This is a genomic window from Photobacterium phosphoreum (assembly GCF_002954725.1).
In the GTDB taxonomy this organism is placed as follows: domain Bacteria; phylum Pseudomonadota; class Gammaproteobacteria; order Enterobacterales; family Vibrionaceae; genus Photobacterium; species Photobacterium phosphoreum.
On sequence record NZ_MSCQ01000001.1, the window covers coordinates 2,135,824 to 2,156,215 of the forward strand.

Annotated in this window: 18 protein-coding genes; 2 read left to right on the forward strand and 16 right to left on the reverse strand. The window is 41.8% G+C overall.

From position 1 onward, the window contains the following. Positions 1–158 precede the first annotated feature (158 nt). Positions 159–362 (forward strand): YaeP family protein, encoded by a 204-nt coding sequence (locus BTO21_RS09300; protein WP_045031910.1) that lies wholly within the window; start codon positions 159–161, stop codon positions 360–362. A 3-nt stretch (positions 363–365) separates the two neighbouring features. Continuing rightward, positions 366–554, forward strand: coding sequence for a DUF4250 domain-containing protein (locus tag BTO21_RS09305; RefSeq protein WP_045031912.1), 189 nt, complete (start codon positions 366–368; stop codon positions 552–554). A 94-nt stretch (positions 555–648) separates the two neighbouring features. On the opposite strand, the gene BTO21_RS09310 is transcribed toward BTO21_RS09305, so the two are convergent. The 16 genes from BTO21_RS09310 to frr all read right to left on the reverse strand — a co-directional run bounded on the left by BTO21_RS09310 (position 649) and on the right by frr (position 20,342). Next, a complete protein-coding gene (locus tag BTO21_RS09310; protein WP_045031914.1) occupies positions 649–1,860 on the reverse strand; it encodes an aromatic amino acid transport family protein in 1,212 nt (403 codons plus the stop codon). Between the two features lie 186 nt (positions 1,861–2,046). After that, positions 2,047–3,363, reverse strand: coding sequence for a tRNA lysidine(34) synthetase TilS (tilS, locus tag BTO21_RS09315; protein WP_045031916.1), 1,317 nt, complete (start codon positions 3,361–3,363; stop codon positions 2,047–2,049). A 147-nt stretch (positions 3,364–3,510) separates the two neighbouring features. Continuing rightward, a complete protein-coding gene (gene accA / locus BTO21_RS09320) occupies positions 3,511–4,470 on the reverse strand; it encodes an acetyl-CoA carboxylase carboxyl transferase subunit alpha (RefSeq protein WP_045031918.1) in 960 nt (319 codons plus the stop codon). A 71-nt stretch (positions 4,471–4,541) separates the two neighbouring features. Next, positions 4,542–8,021: a DNA polymerase III subunit alpha gene (gene dnaE / locus BTO21_RS09325; protein ID WP_045031920.1), complete on the reverse strand. Its 3,480-nt coding sequence runs from the start codon at positions 8,019–8,021 to the stop codon at positions 4,542–4,544. Positions 8,022–8,140: 119 nt separating this feature from the next. Continuing rightward, positions 8,141–8,752, reverse strand: a complete 612-nt coding sequence (rnhB, locus tag BTO21_RS09330) for a ribonuclease HII (RefSeq protein WP_045031957.1) — start codon at positions 8,750–8,752, stop codon at positions 8,141–8,143. Positions 8,753–8,803: 51 nt separating this feature from the next. After that, the gene (gene lpxB / locus BTO21_RS09335) at positions 8,804–9,946 is read right to left on the reverse strand and encodes a lipid-A-disaccharide synthase (RefSeq protein WP_045031921.1); all 1,143 of its coding nucleotides are present in this window, start codon (positions 9,944–9,946) and stop codon (positions 8,804–8,806) included. After that, the gene (lpxA, locus tag BTO21_RS09340; protein WP_045031923.1) at positions 9,946–10,734 is read right to left on the reverse strand and encodes an acyl-ACP--UDP-N-acetylglucosamine O-acyltransferase; all 789 of its coding nucleotides are present in this window, start codon (positions 10,732–10,734) and stop codon (positions 9,946–9,948) included. Before lpxA ends, lpxB begins: the two co-directional genes overlap by 1 nt. Beyond that, on the reverse strand, positions 10,731–11,186 hold the full coding sequence (gene fabZ, locus BTO21_RS09345) for a 3-hydroxyacyl-ACP dehydratase FabZ (RefSeq protein WP_045031925.1): 456 nt from the start codon (positions 11,184–11,186) through the stop codon (positions 10,731–10,733). The genes lpxA and fabZ overlap by 4 nt, the downstream gene beginning before the upstream one ends. A 93-nt stretch (positions 11,187–11,279) precedes the next feature. After that, positions 11,280–12,308, reverse strand: coding sequence for a UDP-3-O-(3-hydroxymyristoyl)glucosamine N-acyltransferase (gene lpxD, locus BTO21_RS09350; protein WP_045031927.1), 1,029 nt, complete (start codon positions 12,306–12,308; stop codon positions 11,280–11,282). Between the two features lie 102 nt (positions 12,309–12,410). Further along, complete coding sequence (locus BTO21_RS09355) at positions 12,411–12,920, reverse strand: OmpH/Skp family outer membrane protein (protein WP_045031928.1); 510 nt, start codon at positions 12,918–12,920, stop codon at positions 12,411–12,413. Positions 12,921–12,937: 17 nt separating this feature from the next. Further along, positions 12,938–15,343 (reverse strand): outer membrane protein assembly factor BamA, encoded by a 2,406-nt coding sequence (bamA, locus tag BTO21_RS09360; protein ID WP_045031930.1) that lies wholly within the window; start codon positions 15,341–15,343, stop codon positions 12,938–12,940. A 36-nt stretch (positions 15,344–15,379) separates the two neighbouring features. Further along, complete coding sequence (gene rseP / locus BTO21_RS09365; RefSeq protein WP_045031932.1) at positions 15,380–16,735, reverse strand: sigma E protease regulator RseP; 1,356 nt, start codon at positions 16,733–16,735, stop codon at positions 15,380–15,382. Beyond that, positions 16,732–17,928: a 1-deoxy-D-xylulose-5-phosphate reductoisomerase gene (gene ispC, locus BTO21_RS09370; protein WP_045031934.1), complete on the reverse strand. Its 1,197-nt coding sequence runs from the start codon at positions 17,926–17,928 to the stop codon at positions 16,732–16,734. The genes rseP and ispC overlap by 4 nt, the downstream gene beginning before the upstream one ends. Positions 17,929–17,994: 66 nt before the next feature. Next, a complete protein-coding gene (locus tag BTO21_RS09375) occupies positions 17,995–18,843 on the reverse strand; it encodes a phosphatidate cytidylyltransferase (protein WP_045031936.1) in 849 nt (282 codons plus the stop codon). A gap of 102 nt (positions 18,844–18,945) precedes the next feature. Then, positions 18,946–19,707, reverse strand: coding sequence for an isoprenyl transferase (locus BTO21_RS09380; RefSeq protein WP_105026777.1), 762 nt, complete (start codon positions 19,705–19,707; stop codon positions 18,946–18,948). 77 nt (positions 19,708–19,784) lie between these two features. Beyond that, positions 19,785–20,342, reverse strand: coding sequence for a ribosome recycling factor (gene frr / locus BTO21_RS09385; RefSeq protein WP_036793412.1), 558 nt, complete (start codon positions 20,340–20,342; stop codon positions 19,785–19,787). Positions 20,343–20,392 lie beyond the last annotated feature (50 nt).

Genomic DNA, 20,392 nt, shown 5'->3' on the forward strand with positions numbered 1-20,392 from the left:
AGCCTATTTTGGCAGCTTTTTTTATAACTGAATAACCACAAATATTTTTTATCTCTTTCGCTGCTATGATAATATCCAGCATAGTAACTACTTAAATAGCTTCACATAAGATCATTTTATTGTGATCTTATGTGAATATTTTTAGCTAAGGAAAGACCATGCAAGTTTATCAATGTTGCGAATTAATTCGAGTGACTTACGCCCAAATTGGCAGTGGTGATCAAGGCTATATTCCAACTGCTATCAAGTGTGTAATTAAAACATTGGATGATATTGCAGCAAATGCTGAGCTGCCATTAGATGTCCGTGAACAAGCAGCCTTTGCTGCTGCAAATTTACTAATTAGTGATCACGAGGACTAAACAATGGATTTATCAAAATTTGAAACCATGGACACTGTAATGTTGATGAGCATTGTCAATATGAAGATCCGCGATGAATTTAATACACTAGATGATCTAGTCAAATTCTTTGATATCGATCGTGAACAATTAATCGCAAAATTAGCGACGGGTGGATTTGATTTTTTACCGCAAGTTCAGCAATTTCGTTAACGGATACTAGCAACAAGCCAAGCAATAAAAACGGCACTCTGAGTGCCGTTTTTATTCGTTATACAATAGTCTCTATTGTGGATGAGTGATCACACTACCCATTAAATATTGGCAATATATCGACCATCGCTAAGATATGGAAAATAGCCGTTAGCACGCCAAAAATAATCACAGCATAAACGGTGACATTACCACCCGGTACCACAAACCCTTGCTGTTCAGGTTGACGCTGACGCAGTTTTTTGGCTAACAATGCTGGAATAATACAGGTCCAAATCGTAGCAGCAGCCCCCGCTAAACCAATCGCAGCCACAAATCCAAACGGCGCAAACAATGAAAACACTAATGGTGGAATAAAGGTAACCGCCCAGGTTTTAAAGCGTCCTTGTTTGGTATCTTCAAAACCGAAAAAATCAGCAAGGTAATCAAATACTCCTAAACCAACCCCAATAAATGATGACACGACTGCAGCAATCGAAAAAATATTAAGTGCTTGTTTAACGCTGTCAGAATTTACCACAGTACCTAATGCTGTCATTAATGCATCAACACTACCACCAGCAGCGACAATCGGGCCAAATTGTGTACGCGGTAAATTACCAAAAATACATACCACCCAAATAACATAAAACGTTAAGGCAATTAATGTTCCACCTAAAATGGCATTTTTGGCACGATTTTCATCTCGGTAATAATCACGCATCGTGCTCACCGAATGATGATAACCAAAAGAGGTTAATGCTACTGGCAAAATTGCGAGGGCATAAGGAGAAAGGCTGGTTTGTGAATCAAGACTATCCAGTAAAGTGGGTATCTGAATATTGGTCGCAAGACCAGAAATGCCAATAATAAAGCTGATCGCCATAAAAATAATTAATAAAACGGAAATACGATCAACAGCGCGGGTTGAATGAAGCACAAAAACAGAAGAAGCAATCACAAATAATACCGAAGCCAGTTTGGCATTAATATCCAATAAGCTACCAAAAATCATACCCGATGAAGAAATATACGCATAAAGCAGAATCCCACCGACAAAATACAATGACAGATTATTGATCGCATTCACTTTGCCTTTAAGCACATCTTTGGTGATGGTATTAAATGACACTTTAAACTCATAGTGCTTTAATGCTTCAAGTAATAGCCAACCAGATAATGTCATCATTACCATCGTTACTGAGATCGCGAGTATGGTCCATAATGTCCACGCTCCAGCACCTGCACTTGGTAACCCAAGCATACCTGCGCCTACGCACACACTAGCAATAATGCATGCGCCTCCAAGTGTCGATGGTTTGCTCATATTCTATCCTTTATTAACGCTTTTCTGTATCAGTGAACTAGTACGATAATATGGCTCGAATATTTTAGCAACAAAAGAATATCTATCTGAATAAATATTTATTTAACAACCGTATATGTTAAATAATTTAACATATACGGTCTTAGTGTAGGCCGAGGGGAAATAGAAGATAAACGCACTAAAATATTATGAACGTTGCCATTTAAATTGCACCTTACTCGTGGCCGTCGCTGGTGCAATAAATTCATCTACAACAAACACATCAGCCATTGCGACTAATTGCTCACCATAAAACAACATCGGTGTGCGACGACGTAACCAACTCGGTACCTGATATTCTTGGAGTAATTTTTTAAATTTTCGCTTACCGCTACGTCCTTGAGGTTTTATCTCTGGACCTAAATAATCAAATCGTACTGATACCATTTCATCTGCATGAGGTAACCGTAACCCAGCTTGTGATTGTTGCTGTAAACACACATGCCCTAACGTCTGTGGTAACTGACAAGGTTTATCAATCAGTAACTGTTGTCGCCAATCACTAATATCTACCCATTGCTCTAACAGATATAGCTGCTGTTGGTAGCGACGGACTTGATACTGCTGCCAACACACTTGCGGATTAGCATCAACTTTGGCTTGTACTACGTTAAACCAAATTTGTTCAAGTTGAGCAAGTGACGGCATGATCACCGCTTGTTGTTTTAACCATTGTCGAATTAATGCCATCCCTAAACGGGCACTGAGATTTTCCGAAATCAGTAAACTACCGTCGGTTTGCAACGCTGACTGTAAATGAAAGCTTAACAATTCTTCTAACAAGCCTTCTTGTTCACCACATAAATATGCGCTACGGCTTACCGCTTTGCGTATACCCGGCCAACGATCATTAAGCAGAGGTGTTATCTGATGACGAATGAAATTACGATCGTAACGCTGATCTTGATTGCTTTCATCTTCGACCCACTGTAATTGATGCTGCGTGCCATAGGCTTCAATGTCTGCACGACTAATGGTTAATAACGGCCGTAAGTGCTGCCCTTGAGCAAACGTCGTTAAAACAGGCATTGCCGCTAATCCAGCAGGGCCACTGCCTCGTTTTAAGGCTAATAATACAGTTTCAATTTGATCATCAGCATGCTGCGCTGTCAGTAATGTATCACCCGCTTGAATATGATTTGATAATGCTTGATAACGCGCATCACGCGCGGCTTGCTCAACGCTTGCACCACCGCCTAATTCACAATGTACCCGTTCAATATCACACTCAATACCACTCGCCATTGCCCAAGAGACACATTGCTGCGCCCAAGTATCGGCGTTAAAACTTAATCCATGATGAACATAAACTGCATGCGCATGGTAATCAGGATATTGACGAGTAAATCGGGCTAATAAATCCAGCATCACCCGTGAATCTAAGCCACCGCTTAACGCTAACACTAACCGTTGAGTGCGTGGTGGGTAGGCAAATATTTGATGACAAAAATGAGAATATAACATCGGCTTATATCTTCGAAAAACAGACTACCTAGTCTATACCAGCAGTGGATTAACCAACACCGACAAACCGCATTGCTGCACATAAACAGATAAAAAAAAGGCCAGCATAAATGCTGACCTTCTTTATCTACACATAAACAACAACGATTAACAGTAGCCGTAGCTCATTAAACGTTGGTAACGACGTTCAAGTAGCGCTTCAGTATCAAGCTGATCTAACTCTTCTAATGTCGCTTTAATTTGTGCTTTTAAGCTGTTTGCTATTAATGGCACATTACGGTGCGCACCACCTAATGGCTCTTCGATAATATTATCGATCAGCTCAAGTTCTTTCAAACGAGGAGCTGTCAGTCCCATCGCTTCAGCAGCTTGTGGGGCTTTATCAGCATCACGCCATAGAATCGATGCACAGCCTTCTGGTGAAATCACTGAATAGGTTGAGTATTGCAACATGTTAACGCAATCACCCACACCAATCGCTAATGCACCACCAGAACCACCTTCACCAACAACATTACAAATAACAGGAACAGTCAGTCCCGCCATTGCTTTTAAGTTAGTCGCAATCGCTTCTGATTGACCACGTTCTTCAGCACCCACACCAGGATAAGCACCTGCTGTATCAATGAAGGTAATGATCGGCATTTTAAAACGCTCAGCCATTTTCATTAAGCGTAACGCTTTACGATAGCCTTCAGGTTTTGGCATGCCAAAGTTACGTTTAACTTTTTCAGTCGTACCACGTCCTTTTTGATGACCAATAACCATAATTGGACGACCATCAATACGCGCAATACCACCGACTAACGCTTTATCGTCAGCAAAAGCACGATCACCGGCTAATTCATCAAACTCTTCGAACATGTGCTCGACATAATCAAAAGTATATGGGCGCTGAGGATGGCGTGCGAGTTGCGCAACCTGCCAGGCACCAAGATCACCGAAGATTTTCTTAGTTAATTCGAGGCTTTTCTTTTCTAGCTGCTCAATTTCTTTTTCAAGATCAACCGAGTTAGATTCATCGCGACGTGATACATCACGCAACGCTTCAATCTTTGCTTCTAATTCTGCAATCGGCTGTTCAAACTCGAGGAAGTTCAGGCTCATACCACTTAAAATCCTTTTGCTTATTTTAATGATAGGGTTTAGTTATACCCTACCACAAATAATAAGCTAACTTAATTAAACTCAAGCTCGACCTGTTTATCACCTAAGAGTATTTTCAAGTCCGATAATAGTTTATCGGCAGGCGTTACCCGCCACTCTGTTCCTAGGGTAAACTTGGCCCGAGCATTCGAGCGCTGATAATACATATGTACAGGTACAGTACCTGCTCTATGCGGTTCCAGCACTTGGCTGAAACGGGAAAAAAATTGTTCGTCGATTTGCTCTTCCGTTACTGAAATAGCGACACCACGAAGATGTTTTTCTCGTGCTTCTGAAATATCGAGTACTTCACGTGCTGACATTCTAAGGCCACCATTGAAATCATCAAAGCTGACCTGTCCAGATACGACCACTATTTTGTCTTTTTCGAGCAAATCCATGTAACGATCGAGTGCATCAGTGAATAACATCACCTCCATACGGCCCGAACGATCATCTAATGTCATTAAACCGATACGACTACCACGCTTGGTGGTCATCACCCGAGCGGCAATCACCAACCCAGCAACCGAAGCAACTTTATCACGCCCTGTTTGCTGCGCATCTTTTAAACGCCAGGTGGTGTAATGCTTTAATTCTGAAATATAAGCATTAATGGGGTGGCCCGTTAAGTATAACCCTAATGTTTCACGCTCACCTTCCAACCAAACACTTTCTGGTGCTTCTGCAATATTAGCATAAGCATGTTCAACTTCTTCAGGCGCTTCAGTTAAAACGCCAAACAGATCTTCTTGACCCGATGCTTGTGCTTTATGGTGTTGACTCGCAGCTTTAATCGCATCGTCCAATGTTGCCAGCATTGCAGCACGATTTGGACCTAAGCGATCCAATGCGCCTGATTTAATTAACTTTTCCAGAACACGCTTATTGACTTTCTTTGTATCAATACGGGCACAGAAATCAAATAAATCTTTAAAATGACCGTCTTTTTCACGAGCATTAATGATATTTTCAATCGGGCCTTCACCGACACCTTTTACAGCACCAATACCATAAACGACTGCACCTTCATCATCAACGTTGAATCGATACAGACCTTTATTTACATCTGGCGGTAATAATTTAAGATTCATGCGATGACATTCGTCAACCAAGCTAATGATCTTATCCGTATTATCCATATCAGCCGTCATTACCGCTGCCATAAACTCAGCAGGATAATGGGCTTTAAGCCATAACGTTTGGTACGACACTAACGCATAAGCAGCGGAGTGTGATTTGTTAAAACCATAACCGGCAAATTTCTCTACCAAGTCAAAGATTTTCATCGACAGTTCGCCATCAACCCCGTTGTCGATAGCACCTTGCTCAAACACCGCGCGCTGCTTAGCCATTTCAGAGGCTTTTTTCTTACCCATCGCACGACGCAACATGTCGGCACCACCAAGGGTATAGCCAGCCAGTACCTGTGCAATCTGCATTACCTGTTCTTGATACAGAATAATACCGTAGGTGGGATCAAGAATTTCTTTTAACGACTCATGTTGCCATTTTTCATCAGGGTAAGAAACGGCTTCGCGGCCATGCTTACGGTCGATGAAGTTATCTACCATGCCTGATTGCAACGGGCCGGGGCGGAACAATGCCACCAAGGCGATCATATCTTCAAAGCAATCGGGTTGTAGACGTTTGATCAAATCTTTCATACCCCGAGATTCCAACTGGAATACCGCGGTTGACTCTGAACGTTGCAACATATCAAATGACTTTTTATCCGCCATTGGAATTGCAGCAATGTTAATTGGATCTAATCCTTGCTCGGCACGACGCGGGTTGATCATCCCTAACGCCCAATCAATGATGGTTAACGTGCGCAGACCCAAGAAGTCAAACTTCACCAATCCTGCAGTTTCAACATCATTTTTATCAAATTGGGTGACAGGGTTATTACCTTCAGCATCACAATATAATGGTGCAAAATCGGTGATGGTTGTCGGTGAAATAACCACACCACCAGCGTGTTTACCTGCGTTACGCGTTACACCTTCTAGAATGCGACACATATCAATCAGATCACGAATTTCTTCATCCGCTTCATATGATTGACCTAATTGAGGCTCAACTTCAAACGCTTTTTCGAGCGTCATTCCAGGTTCTGCTGGAATTAATTTAGAAAGACGATCGACAAAGCCATACGGATGCCCAAGCACACGGCCTACATCGCGAATAACCGCTTTGGCTGCCATGGTACCAAAAGTAATGATCTGTGATACCGCGTTACGACCATACATCTCAGCAACGTGATCAATCACTAAATCACGCTTATCCATACAAAAGTCGATATCGAAATCGGGCATGGATACACGTTCAGGGTTAAGAAAACGTTCGAACAGTAAATCAAATTCAAGTGGATCAAGATCAGTGATTTTTAATGCGTATGCCACTAATGAACCAGCACCAGACCCTCGACCAGGACCTACAGGGACATCGTTATCTTTTGACCACTGAATAAATTCCATGACGATCAAGAAGTAACCAGGGAACCCCATTTGGTTAACAACTTTCAATTCGATTTCTAAACGTTCATCATATTCAGGACGACGTTGGACGCGAACCGCGGGATCAGGAAACAGAAATTCAAGTCGTTCTTCAAGACCTTGTTGGGATTTAGCCACCAAAAAGTCTTCGATACTCATGTCACCGGTCGGGAAATTCGGCAGGAAATATTCCCCTAAACGTACTGTAACATTACAGCGTTTGGCGATTTCTACCGAGTTTTGCAGTGCTTCAGGAATATCAGCAAACAACTCGCACATCTCATCTTCGCTGCGCAAGTACTGCTGTTCACTGTAAAGCTTAGGTCGGTTAGGATCGACCATGGTATAACCATCATGGATAGCCACTCGAATTTCATGGGCATCAAATTGATCTGCGGTCAGTAATCGCACATCATTGGTTGCAACCACGGGCAAGTCACATTGTTCCGCTAGCTCAATCGCAAAATGAAGATACGCATCTTCATCACTACGACCAGTACGAACCAACTCTAAATAATAGCTATCAGGAAAATAGGTTTGATAAAAAGCAACACAAGCGTCCGTTAGCTGTTGATTACCTTTTAATAATGCACGCCCAACATCGCCCGTTCTACCGCCAGATAAAATAATTAGCCCTTCACGGTGTTTAATGAGCCATTCTTTATCAATCACTGGCTGATGCTGAACATGACCACGCTGATACGCTTCTGAAATTAATAATGTCAGGTTTTTATAGCCTTCATTATTGGCAGCAAGAATGGTGAGTTCAAACAGCTCATCGCCCATTTCTTGGCTTTGGACCTTAAAATCAGCACCAATAATCGGCTTCATACCCGCATCATGGGCAGCAAAATAAAACTTCACTAAACCACACAGGTTAGTGAAATCAGTGAGAGCCAGTGCTGGCATGCCAAGTTCAGTAGCGCGCTTAACGATAGGTTTCACTTTCGCCAAGCCATCGATCATTGAATAATCACTATGAACTCGAAGGTGGATAAAACGTGGTTCTGCCATGACAACCTAATTCATTACATTACTTAATTAACAAAAATTATACCCGATCGGGGAATAATTCGCGTATAAAAAAAGGCGATACCAAATGGTTCGCCTTTTTATCACGCAATCATCGGAGCTTAATCAAGGCCCAATACGCGCTTAACCGGTTTAAAACTTTTTCGGTGTTGTTCAATCGCACCATATTGCTCTAATGCGGCAAAATGGGCTTTGGTTGGATAGCCTTTATGCTTTGCAAAACCATACTGTGGAAACTCTGCATCCAAGATTTCCATTTCACGGTCGCGAGTGACTTTTGCAATAATTGACGCTGCACTGATTTCGGCAACCCGTAAATCACCTTTAACTACCGCTTGTGCCGCCATTGGTAATGCTGGGGTTTTATTACCATCGATTAATACAAAATCAGGTTGGATATCAAGTCCAGCCACGGCACGCTGCATCGCAACCATGGTCGCTTGTAAAATATTCAGCTGATCAATTTCATCGGCTTCACAACGACCCAAAGACCACGCCAGCGCCTTTTGTTTTATTTCATCAAACAATAGATTGCGTTTTTTCTCACTCAATTTTTTAGAATCTGTTAATCCAACAATCGGATTATTAGGATCTAAAATCACTGCCGCCGTCACGACTGCACCCACTAATGGACCACGACCCACTTCGTCAACACCCGCAATACAATCAGCTTGTGGGTACACAAACGGAGGATATTCTATCTTTTCAGCCATAATATTTTTAGCCACAATATTTTTTAGACATAATGTTTTTAGCCATAATAACTATGCCTTATCAATTAATGCTAACACTGCTTGTGCCGCTTGCTCATCGGCATTACAACGAATGGTTTTATGCATCTGTTCAAACTGCGCCATCAATGCCGTTGTGTCACCATAAAGGATTTTATCAACTTCATGGAACAACTTATCAGGCGTACAATCTTCCTGAAGTAGCTCGGTGACTAATTCACGATCAGCCATAATATTAGGCAGTGACACATACTTGGTTTTTAGCATTCGCTTGGCAATCCAAGCCGTCAGGGGTTTTACTTTATAGCCCACCACCATCGGACGTTTCACCAGCATACATTCTAATGCAACCGTCCCTGAGGCTAATAACACCGCATCAGCCGCTATCATCACATTACGGGCAGTATCATCGACTAACTCGAAATCTAATTCAGGTGCGGTTGCTTGCCATGCTTGTTCAAATTGAGCCCGACGTTTTTCATTCACCAACGCCACCACAAAACCTAACTCAGGATGCTTGGCTTTGAGTTGCTGGCAAGTTTGAATAAAAGGCTCAGCGAGCATACCCATTTCACTACCACGACTACCAGGCAATACTGCCAACCAGCGTTTGGTTGGCTCTAAGCCTAGTAATTCACGAGCGGCCATTTGATCGGTTTGCAATGGAATAGCATCGGCCATGGTATGGCCGACAAACTGACACGGCACATTAAACTTATCGTAAAATGCTTTTTCAAACGGCAGGAAAGCCAACACTAAATTCGTTGCCGCTTCAATTTTAAAGATCCGCTTTTGACGCCATGCCCACACTGATGGACTGACATAATGTACGGTTTTTATACCGCGATCTTTTAAGTCTTTTTCAAGCCGTAAATTAAAATCAGGCGCATCGATACCGACAAACACATCAGGTGGATTGTCGCTAAAGTACTTAACAAGCTCTGCTTTTACTTTGAATAATCGCGGCAACCGACCAAGGACCTCAACGATCCCCATCACGGCTAACTCTTCCATATCAAACAGCGCTTCACAGCCTTGGGCTTGCATGCGAGGTCCTGCAACCCCGACAAATTCAGCATCAGGATAGCGCACTTTTACTGCTTGAATAAAACCAGCACCTAAAATATCGCCGGAGATTTCTCCGGCAACAATCGCTATTCGAAGAGGCTTCGTCATTAGCGAATAATACCGCGTTCTGAGTTATCAAGTAATTCAGAGAAACGTCCAACTGATGGCCAATCTTTTGCCATTTCAGCTAGCACTGGCTTTACTTCTGCCAATGTTTTACCTGAACGATAAATTTCTTTATAAGCACGGCGAATAGCGTGTAATTCTGGTTTTTCAAATCCATTACGCTGTAAACCAACAATGTTTAAACCAAAAGGTTTAGCGTGGTTACCTTGCGCTAATACATACGGTGGTACGTCTTGTACTACCGCAGAACAACCGCCGATATAACTGTAAGCGCCCACAGTACAGAATGGGTGAATAGCAGACAATGCCATCACACCAGCATAATCGCCAACAGTAACATGACCGCCTAAAATAGAGTTATTACCAATATGAGTATGATTACCAACAACGACATCGTGGGCAATATGGGCATTTACACATAACAAGTTGTCATTACCAACAACAGTAACGCCCTTATCTTGCGTGGTGCCACGGTGGATCTGGACACTTTCACGGATCACATTACGATCACCGATTTCTAAGCGTGTCGCTTCACCGCTAAACTTCTTGTCTTGGCACTCTTCACCAACAACAGCAAACGGGAAAATACGATTATCTTTACCGATAACCGTTGGGCCTTTAATGACGACATGAGACATTATCTCAGTGCCTTCACCAATTTCAACCCCTGTTGCAATATAGGTAAATGGGCCAACAGTGACGTTTGCGCCAATGATCACCCCATCTTCAATCACTGCTGATGGATGAATTTTCGCACTTTCATGAATCATGAGAATACTCGTCTCGCACACTTAAGTTCTGCTGAACACACAGTTTCGCCATCAACTTTAGCGATACCATTAAATAACGCGATACCGCGACGCTCTTTAATAAATTCAACTTCAAGAATCAGTTGGTCACCGGGTACAACAGGCTTACGGAACTTCGCTTTATCAATACTCGCAAAGTAGTACAGTTCATTTTCTGCTGGAGCACCAAAGGTTTTAAAGGCTAATAAACCCGTTGCTTGTGCCATTGCTTCTAAAATTAATACGCCAGGAAATATCGGCATTTTAGGAAAGTGACCGGTAAACTGTGGCTCATTAACAGACACATTTTTAATAGCGGTTAAGGTTTTACCTTCATCATAATTGGTGACACGATCAATCATAAGGAATGGGTAACGGTGAGGAAGAAGTTCCTGAATTTCGGTGATGTTTAACGTCTTATTTTCGGTCGTCAAAACTAAATTCCTGTTTTAAAAACATGTAAAAAAATATGCTATGAAAATGCAAAATGGCCTACACAAAGGCAGGCCAATCAATGCTGATAAAAATTATTCGTCTTTAGCTTTAAGTTGTTTTTCAACTGCCTTTAGACGTTTATTCATATCATCAATACGATGAACCCGGGTAGCTGTTCGACGCCACTCTTTATTAGGTTGTAGCGGAATACCTGAAGAATACATACCTTTTTCTTCGATACTGCGCATTACCATTCCCATACCAGTAATTGTGACACCATCAGCAATCTTAATATGGCCATTAAGTACCGAGGCACCACCAATAATACAATATTTACCGATGGTAGTACTGCCAGCAACAATAGTACCACCCGCCATCGCTGTACCATATCCGATCTGCACGTTATGAGCGATTTGCATCTGGTTATCAATAATAACGTTATCAGCAATAATGGTATCTTCTAATGCACCGCGGTCAATACTGGTACATGCACCAATTTCAACTCGATTGCCTATGCGAACCGAACCCAGTTGAGGGATCTTAACCCACTCACCTTTATCATTCGCATAACCAAAGCCATCAGCACCAATAACGGTACTTGATTGTACAAGGCATTGTGAGCCGAGCACTACATCATGATAAATAGTGACATTTGCCCACAATTTGGTGTTATTACCAATAACGGCATTTTTACCAATAAAACAACCCGCACCAATTTGGACGTTATCGCCCAATTGCACTCCCGCTTCAATCACCGCATTGTGACCAATAGCAACATTACTACCAAGTGTTGCCGTTGGGTCAACATACGCTGACGCGGCAATATCCATCGCGGCAACAGGCGTTGTATCAAGAAGTTGAGCCACTAAGGCATAGCTAAGATAAGGGTCTTTTACGACAAGCATGTTGCCATTAAAAAATTCGACATCCGCTTCTCGTAGCATTACTGCATCCGCTTGACACTGACTAAGCTGTTGACGGTACTTGCTATCAGAAAGGAACGTTATTTGCCCGGCAGTCGCCTTGCCCATCGCAGCAATCGAATGAATTTTAGTTGTGCCGTCGCCATGTAGCTCTGCACCTAATTTATCTGCTAATTCAGCAAGCGTAATTTCAGCCATTTTATTCTATCTCTCTTGTAACAACAGCCACATAAGGTGGCTGTTAGATCAAAAGTTGTAGCTGAACCTGTCAGCTACAACGTTTACCACAGGGTTACTGTTTTATTTTACGGCAGCAATAACTTTAGACGATAAGTCATCGCTCTTATTTGCAAACAATACCGCTTGCGCATCTAGCACAACATTGTAGCCATTTTTCTTCGCAACAGTATCGATAGCAGTACGGATTTTCTTAACCAATTTCTGCTCTTCTTCCATGCCACGACGACGTTGATCTTCCGATAAAGCTTTTGCTTTTAGCTTATAATCAGAATCAAGTGCTGCAAGCTCACGTTGAATATCAGTACGTTGTTGAGGTGTCATTAACTCACCATCACGCTTCATTTTTTCGATTTTGGTTTTCATTTTACCTTCAATCGAACGTAACGCAGCAACACGACCACTGAACTCTTTTTGCAATTTCTCTTGTACTTTGTAACGTGTCGCTAATTCAGACATTGCCTGACCTGTCGACACATAACCAATTTTTTGTGTTGCTTCTGCTGCATTGGCATACATAGATGAAGATAAAATAACCAAACCTAAACTTGCTGCTTTAATCCACTGTTTCAAAAGACTCTCCTTAATAATTAGAATGACTGACCAATGGTGAATGTGAAGAACTCTTCATCATCCCCTTCATATTTCTTGATTGGTTTAGCAACCGAGAACACAAGTGGACCCATTGGGGACATCCACTGTAATGCAGCACCGTAAGACGCTCGAATCATACCTGGATCTGAATAATCAGGTAATGAGCTTGCGTTAGTATAATCTGGGTGGAATTCAGTATCCCATACTGAACCAGCATCAACGAAGAAACTGGTACGTACTTGGTTTTTCACTTCTTGAGAAGCAAACGGGGTTGGAACAATTAACTCCATACTCGCAAGTGCAATCGCATTACCACCAGTAGATTCGTCGCTAACTACACCCTTTTGGTTATTGCCTTGGCCTTCGCCATAAACCGCTTTAGGACCAACAGTATTAGAGCGGAAACCACGAATAGTAGTAAAACCACCCGCATAGTAGTTCTCATAGAATGGCATTAATTGATCGCTGCCATTATCCGTTTTACCGTAACCGTTGCCGTAACCTAATTTACCACGGAGTAATAAGGTGTAGTCTTGTTTTTCCGTTAAAGGAATGTACTGACGAACATCGTATTGAGTCTTAAAGTATTGTGAATCTGAACCTGGAATAGTCATCTTAAATGACGCATTCTGGTAATTACCCGAAGTAGGGAAATAACCGCGGTTTAGGTGATTACGCGTCCATGAAACACTCCAGCTGAAGTCATCAAGTTCAATCGCATTATCACTATTTTCATCAAAACCATGGATCTTCTTGAATTGTTGGATCTGATAGTAATCTTGGATATTAGAGATCTTATTATGATCATAACCCAAGCTAAAATCGAAGTAGTTCAATTCATTGAATGGGAAACCCCAGGTTAAACTCGCACCATAACTTTGGTTGGTATAATCCGAGATATTGGCATCAGATGCTTCAAACTCGTTATAGTAAACTTTACCACCTAAGCTAACGTTATTGATCGTAAAGTACGGATCTTTGTATTCAAGGCTAATATTCTTAGAGTAATCATTGGTCATCGCATTAATGCCAAATAAATTACCTGTACCTAGGAAGTTTTGTTGGGTTAAACCCGCCTGAAAACTAATACCAGATTCAGTACCATAACCAACACCGAAGTTGACACTACCAGAGTTAGCTTCTTTAACTTTGTACTTCACATCAACCTGATCATCTGAACCAGGAACACGCACAGTTTGAACATCAACATTTTCAAAGAAACCGGTTCGGTTTAAACGCTCCTTACCTGTTTCGATTGCTTTACCGTTGAGCCATGAACCTTCCATTTGACGCATTTCACGACGTAATACTTCATCTTTAGTGGTGTTATTACCGCTAAATTCAATATTACGTACATAAACACGTTTACCCTGTTCAACATTAACGATTAAAGACACTTGATGTGCCGCATCGTCAAACTCAGGCATAATAGTCACTTTTGGATAAGCGTAACCCGCCTTACCCAACTCACGCTTAACCGCTTCTTCTAACGCGGTAACTTCAGCACCATTGTAAACAGTGCCAGCTTTAAACGTGACTAGCTTATCAAACTCAGCAATACGGCCTGCAACGTCACCTTGGAACTTAACGTTTTTAACCTTGTATTGCTCACCTTCATGAACTTTTAAAGTAATGTACACGCCTTTTTTATCAGGAGAAATAGCAACATGCGTTGATTCTAGACGGTACTTTAAATAGCCATTATTTAAGTACTGCGAGCGTAATGTTTCTAAGTCGCCTTGCAATACTTGTTTTTGATATTTTTCATTAGCCATAAAGTCCCACCAAGGCACACTGTCCTTAAGCTTAAACTTACCGACTAAATCAGCATCACTGAAAACATGATTACCAAGGATATTGATCTGCTTAATTTTAGCAGATACGCCCTCAGTAAAGACAAATTTAATATCAACACGGTTACGAGGTAAAGGCGTAACAACAGCTTCTACAGTGGCATTATATTTACCGACGCTATAGTAGAAATCCTCTAGACCTTTATCGATCTTAGATAACGTTGTTCTATCAAGTGCCTCACCAACACGTAAGCCTGATGCTTCAAGGTTCTCTTTTAGCTGCTCATCTTTGATCGCTTTATTACCGGCAAAGGTAATATCAGCAATGGTTGGACGCTCTTTTACATCGACCAGTAACGTATTACCGTCTCGATATACCTTAATATCTTCAAAATTGCCGGAAGAATAAAGAGATTTGATCAGCGTTGAAATGTCCTGCGGATCAACAGTGTCGCCTACTCGAACCGGCATTTTTAACAATGCTGCGCCCATAGTGACCCGCTGAAGACCTTCAAAACGAATGTTATCAACTACAAATTTATTTTCCGCGCTATGCGCAACGCTGCTTGTTAAAAGCAGCGATGCGACTAACAGTTTTTTAATCGCCATTACTGTACTGATTATTCCTTGCTAAATACGCATTTATTAAAGTCGGGTAAAATCATTGAATAGCGCAACCGCCATTAACGCAACCAAAATGGCTGATCCCACTCTATAGCCAATATCCTGAATTCGTTCAGATACAGGACGACGAGTTACCGCCTCGATAGCAAAGAACATTAAATGTCCACCATCAAGTACAGGTAAAGGTAATAGGTTTACAATACCTAAGTTAACACTAATCAACGCTAAGAAACCAAGGAAATACACCAAACCAAACTCGGCAGTCATTCCAGCCCCTTTCGCGATAGATATCGGCCCGCTAAGGTTTTTTATTGCAACATCACCAGTAACAAGCTTAGTGACCATATCAAACGTTAGTAACACTAATTGCTTGGTTTTTTCTGTCGCTTTTATCGCCGCATCAATGGGACCAAACTGCAAATTAACTTTGTACGATGCTGGCCAAGGTTCAATACTTGGTGCCAATCCTACATAGCCAACTTCTTTGCCATCAGCTTCCACTTTTACACGAGGCGTCAATGATAGCATCACTGGTTCCCCATCACGTAAAACTTCAACTTGTAGCGTTGTCCCAGGATGAGAACGCACAGCGTCAACAAATTGCTGCCACTGCGTGACTGGTTTATTACCTATTGCGACAATCTTATCATTTAATTTAAATCCTGCATCAATTGCTGCACTATTATCAACAAGTTGTGAAACAGTTAGCGTAATTGGCGGTGTAAATGGGGTGATACCCAGTGTCGTCAATACTCGCTGTGATTCAGGATCAAATGACCAATGTGTTAAATCAAGTGTACGTGAAACAACAACCGAACTGTTAGGTTCTTGTGCCGTTATAACCACTTGTTTATCACCTATTTGAGAAATCAATGCCATATTGGCTGATTCCCAATCAGATGTTTCGAGTCCAGAAACTGATTTTAGTTCCATTCCCGGAATAATTCCCGCTTTAGCGGCAATTGATTGTGGTGCCACTTCACCAATCATTGGCTTTAATGCTGGCACCCCAATTAAATACACCACCCAATAAGCAAAAATAGCAAACACAAAGTTTGCCATTGGCCCTGCGGCAACAATAGCACTTCGCTGCCATATTTTCTTATTATTAAACGCCATATGGCGCTGCTCAGGTGCAACTTCAGCTACCCGCTCATCAAGCATTTTAACGTAACCACCCAGTGGTATCATCGCTAATACGTATTCAGTACCGTCTTTACCTACACGCTTAAATAAGGTTTTACCAAAACCAATAGAAAAACGTTCAACATACACACCACAGCGACGAGCAACCCAAAAATGGCCAAACTCATGCACAGCGATAAGAATACCAAGAGCAACTAAAAACGCGCTTAAATTACGGATAAATTCAATCATGCAAAATCCTTCGCAATAATGTCTAGTGCAAGCTCTCGCGCTTGCTGATCTAGCACCATGACGGCATCAATATCATTAGGTTCAGTTAATACCGCTACGTCTAACACTGCTTTATTCACTTTCGCAATGTCAGTGAAACGGATCTGATTATTTAAAAACGCAGCAACAGCAATTTCATTAGCTGCATTTAAGGTAGTGGTTGCAGCTTGCCCCTGATAACACGCATCAATGGCTAATTTCAAACATGGATAGCGTTCAAAATCAGGTTCCATAAAGGTAAACTCACCGATTTTACTAAAATCCAGCGGAGCTACGCTAGATTCTACCCGCTCAGGGTAAGCCATTGCACACGCAATCGGAGTACACATATCAGGTAATCCCATTTGTGCAATGACTGAACCATCTTTATATTGCACCATTGAGTGGATCACTGACTGCGGATGAATAACAACTTGCATCTGCTCGCGACTCGCATTAAATAGCCACCGCGCTTCAATATATTCCAAACCTTTATTCATCATGGTTGCAGAATCGACTGAAATTTTAGGCCCCATAGACCAATTCGGATGCGCAATCGCCATCGCGGGTGTTACAGCATCTAAGGCACTGATATCAGTATAACGGAATGGGCCACCAGAACCGGTTAATAACACCTTACTGACACCATGAGCCGCTAAATCACAGCGCCCCATTCGACGTTGAATCTCAACAGGTAACGCTTGAAATATCGCATTATGCTCACTATCAACTGGCAGTAATTCTGCGCCATACTCTTCGCAAGCATCAATGAACATTTGACCCGTCATGACTAGCGCTTCTTTATTCGCTAATAAAATCCGCTTACCTTTTTTAACCGCTGCCATGGTGGGTAATAAGCCTGCGGCACCAACAATAGCAGCCATCACGGTATCGACTTCATCTAACGCTGCAACATGGCAAATACCATCATCACCACTTAATACCGTGATATTTAACCCTGCTTGCTGCACTAACGCGTTAAGTTGAGCTGCCGCAATCACACTTGCCATCGCAGCATATTGCGGTTGCCATTGCTGACAAAGGGCAAACATTTTATCAACATTAGAGCCCGCAGCTAGTGCAGTGACTTCAAATGAATCAGGGTTTTGAGCGATTACCGCTAATGTGCTACTACCAATCGAGCCAGTCGCACCAAGAATCGTTAACTTACGCATAAAATCACTTACAGTTACAAAAAAGGCAGCAAAATAGCTGCCTTTAAAAGAGAAGGTTGTTATTAATTATATTAGCCACAGATAGAGCAATGCAAATACAGGGATAGCGGCAGTTAAACTATCAATACGATCAAGAATACCACCATGCCCAGGCAAAATATTACCGCTGTCTTTAATACCAGAAACTCGCTTAAACATACTTTCAACTAAGTCGCCTAAAACCGAGATAATCACTGTAATAATAGCAATAAAGAATAATTGGCCCAACGATGTAAACTCAATCGATAATAAATGTGAACCAAGCCAAGTAACAACAAGCGCTAAACACGCTCCGCCGACTAACCCTTCGATGGTTTTATTTGGACTCACTGCCGGTGCCATCTTATGCTTACCAAAACGCTTGCCAGAGAAATAAGCGCCAGTATCAGCCGCCCATACTAATAAGCACACTAGTAAAACTAAGCAAGCACCATGGTAGGGATTATTGTCATAATTCACTGCGCGGAGCATTAAAATACTCCAAAAAAAAGGCAATAATGTGAGCAACCCAAAAATTTGCTTTAGAAAAGGGTTATTTGACCAGAAATCAGCACTTTTAGGATAACTAATAGCTAATGCGGATGCGACTAACCACCACAAACCACCAATAAGTAAAATAGTACGATAGATACCATCAGGATGAGAGAGAGATGCGGGATCAGTGGGTAACAGCGCAAGGCTTGCTCCCAGTATGATAGTCGGTAAAATCATCGCATTAATACGTGATGATGCGTTAACAAACTGCGTCCACTCCCAGAAACCAACTAAGGTTATTGCAGCCATGGCAATAATAAAAGCAGGTAACGGCAGAAAAAAGATTCCTGCAATGACAAGTGGCGCGAGGATTAACGCGGTAATAATTCGTTGCTTGAGCAAACTGCGTCCTCTTTTATATAAGAAATATAGTATCGGAAAAAACCGCTACTTAAACAATAACGCCAACACACAACATTGCGTATTGGCGAAAATAATGTTTTTTTATTTTAACAAAGCTTGTATCTGCTCGCCAGTACAACCAAAGCGGCGCTCACGATTTACAAACCATGCTACAGCATTTACCAAACTTTCTTCATCAAAATCTGGCCAATGTTGTTCAGTGAAATATAATTCAGCATAAGCAGTTTGCCATAACATAAAATTACTAATGCGACACTCGCCACTGGTACGAATTAATAAATCAACATCGGGTAAGCCTTGAGTCACTAACCCCTGCGCTAAATCTTGTTCAGTCAGAGAGTCAATATCAAGTTGTTGATCAATAACACGCTGCATCATTTTCTTCGTTGCTTGCAGAATATCCCATTGACCGCCATAGTTAGCTGCCACATTTAACACTAGCCCAGTGTTATCTTCAGTTAATAATTCTGCTGCAGTAATTTTTTTCTGCAGTCGAGCACTGAAGCGACTTTTGTCTCCGATAATACATAATCGAATATTATTTTTATGTAGTCTTTTAACTTCACGACCTAAAACGGTCATGAATAATTCCATTAGTAATGAAACTTCATCCTCAGGACGACGCCAATTTTCACTACTAAAAGCAAACAAAGTCACGACCTTAATACCTAGTCGATTTGCCGTAGAGACGGTCTTACGTACCGCTTCTACTCCTGCTTTATGGCCAAATACTCGCGCTTTACCTTTGGCTTTAGCCCAACGGCCATTACCATCCATAATCACTGCGATGTGTTGTGGAAGATAGTCGGCTGAAAGAACAGCGTCTATAGAAGGTTGTGCCATATTTATCCCTCAAAAAAAAAGCGCCGTGCTGCCGCACAGCGCCTTAACTTTGTCAGCTAAATTAAGACAATAATGTCTTAAACTTCCATTAGCTCTTTTTCTTTCACTTCAAGAACAGCTTCAATATTCTTGATAGCTTCATCTGTTAGTTTCTGAATTTCATCTTGTGCACGACGATCATCATCTTCAGAAATATCTTTATCTTTTAATAAAGACTTAACTGTAGCATTAGCATCACGACGGATGTTACGTACAGCAACACGGCCTTGCTCAGCTTCAGCACGTACAATCTTAACAAGATCGCGACGACGCTCTTCTGTTAGCGGTGGCAATGGCACACGAATTACCGTACCTGCTGACATTGGATTTAAACCCAAATCAGACATCATAATTGCTTTTTCAACTTTCGCTGACAATTCACGGTCAAATACCGTAATCGCCAATGTACGTGAATCTTCTGCAACCACGTTAGCAACTTGCTTTAGTGGTGTGCTTGCGCCGTAATACTCAACATAAATAGTGTCAAGTAGGCTTGGATGTGCACGGCCAGTACGAATTTTTACTAATTGACCTTTCAGTGCATCAACACTTTTTTCCATGCGCGTTTGCGCATCTTGTTTGATTTCGTTAATCACGATAAATACCTTAAATTATGCTGTCATCATAGCGCTAATTTTCAGCGCTA

Bases quoted from the DNA above. Each gene is read 5' to 3' on its own strand.
- BTO21_RS09300 (WP_045031910.1), top strand. From the start codon at position 159: ATGCAAGTTTATCAATGTTGCGAATTAATTCGAGTGACTTACGCCCAA.
- BTO21_RS09305 (WP_045031912.1), top strand. From the start codon at position 366: ATGGATTTATCAAAATTTGAAACCATGGACACTGTAATGTTGATGAGC.
- BTO21_RS09310 (WP_045031914.1), bottom strand. From the start codon at position 1,860: ATGAGCAAACCATCGACACTTGGAGGCGCATGCATTATTGCTAGTGTG.
- tilS (WP_045031916.1), bottom strand. From the start codon at position 3,363: ATGTTATATTCTCATTTTTGTCATCAAATATTTGCCTACCCACCACGC.
- accA (WP_045031918.1), bottom strand. From the start codon at position 4,470: ATGAGCCTGAACTTCCTCGAGTTTGAACAGCCGATTGCAGAATTAGAA.
- dnaE (WP_045031920.1), bottom strand. From the start codon at position 8,021: ATGGCAGAACCACGTTTTATCCACCTTCGAGTTCATAGTGATTATTCA.
- rnhB (WP_045031957.1), bottom strand. From the start codon at position 8,752: ATGGCTGAAAAGATAGAATATCCTCCGTTTGTGTACCCACAAGCTGAT.
- lpxB (WP_045031921.1), bottom strand. From the start codon at position 9,946: ATGACGAAGCCTCTTCGAATAGCGATTGTTGCCGGAGAAATCTCCGGC.
- lpxA (WP_045031923.1), bottom strand. From the start codon at position 10,734: ATGATTCATGAAAGTGCGAAAATTCATCCATCAGCAGTGATTGAAGAT.
- lpxD (WP_045031927.1), bottom strand. From the start codon at position 12,308: ATGGCTGAAATTACGCTTGCTGAATTAGCAGATAAATTAGGTGCAGAG.
- bamA (WP_045031930.1), bottom strand. From the start codon at position 15,343: ATGGCGATTAAAAAACTGTTAGTCGCATCGCTGCTTTTAACAAGCAGC.
- rseP (WP_045031932.1), bottom strand. From the start codon at position 16,735: ATGATTGAATTTATCCGTAATTTAAGCGCGTTTTTAGTTGCTCTTGGT.
- ispC (WP_045031934.1), bottom strand. From the start codon at position 17,928: ATGCGTAAGTTAACGATTCTTGGTGCGACTGGCTCGATTGGTAGTAGC.
- BTO21_RS09380 (WP_105026777.1), bottom strand. From the start codon at position 19,707: ATGGCACAACCTTCTATAGACGCTGTTCTTTCAGCCGACTATCTTCCA.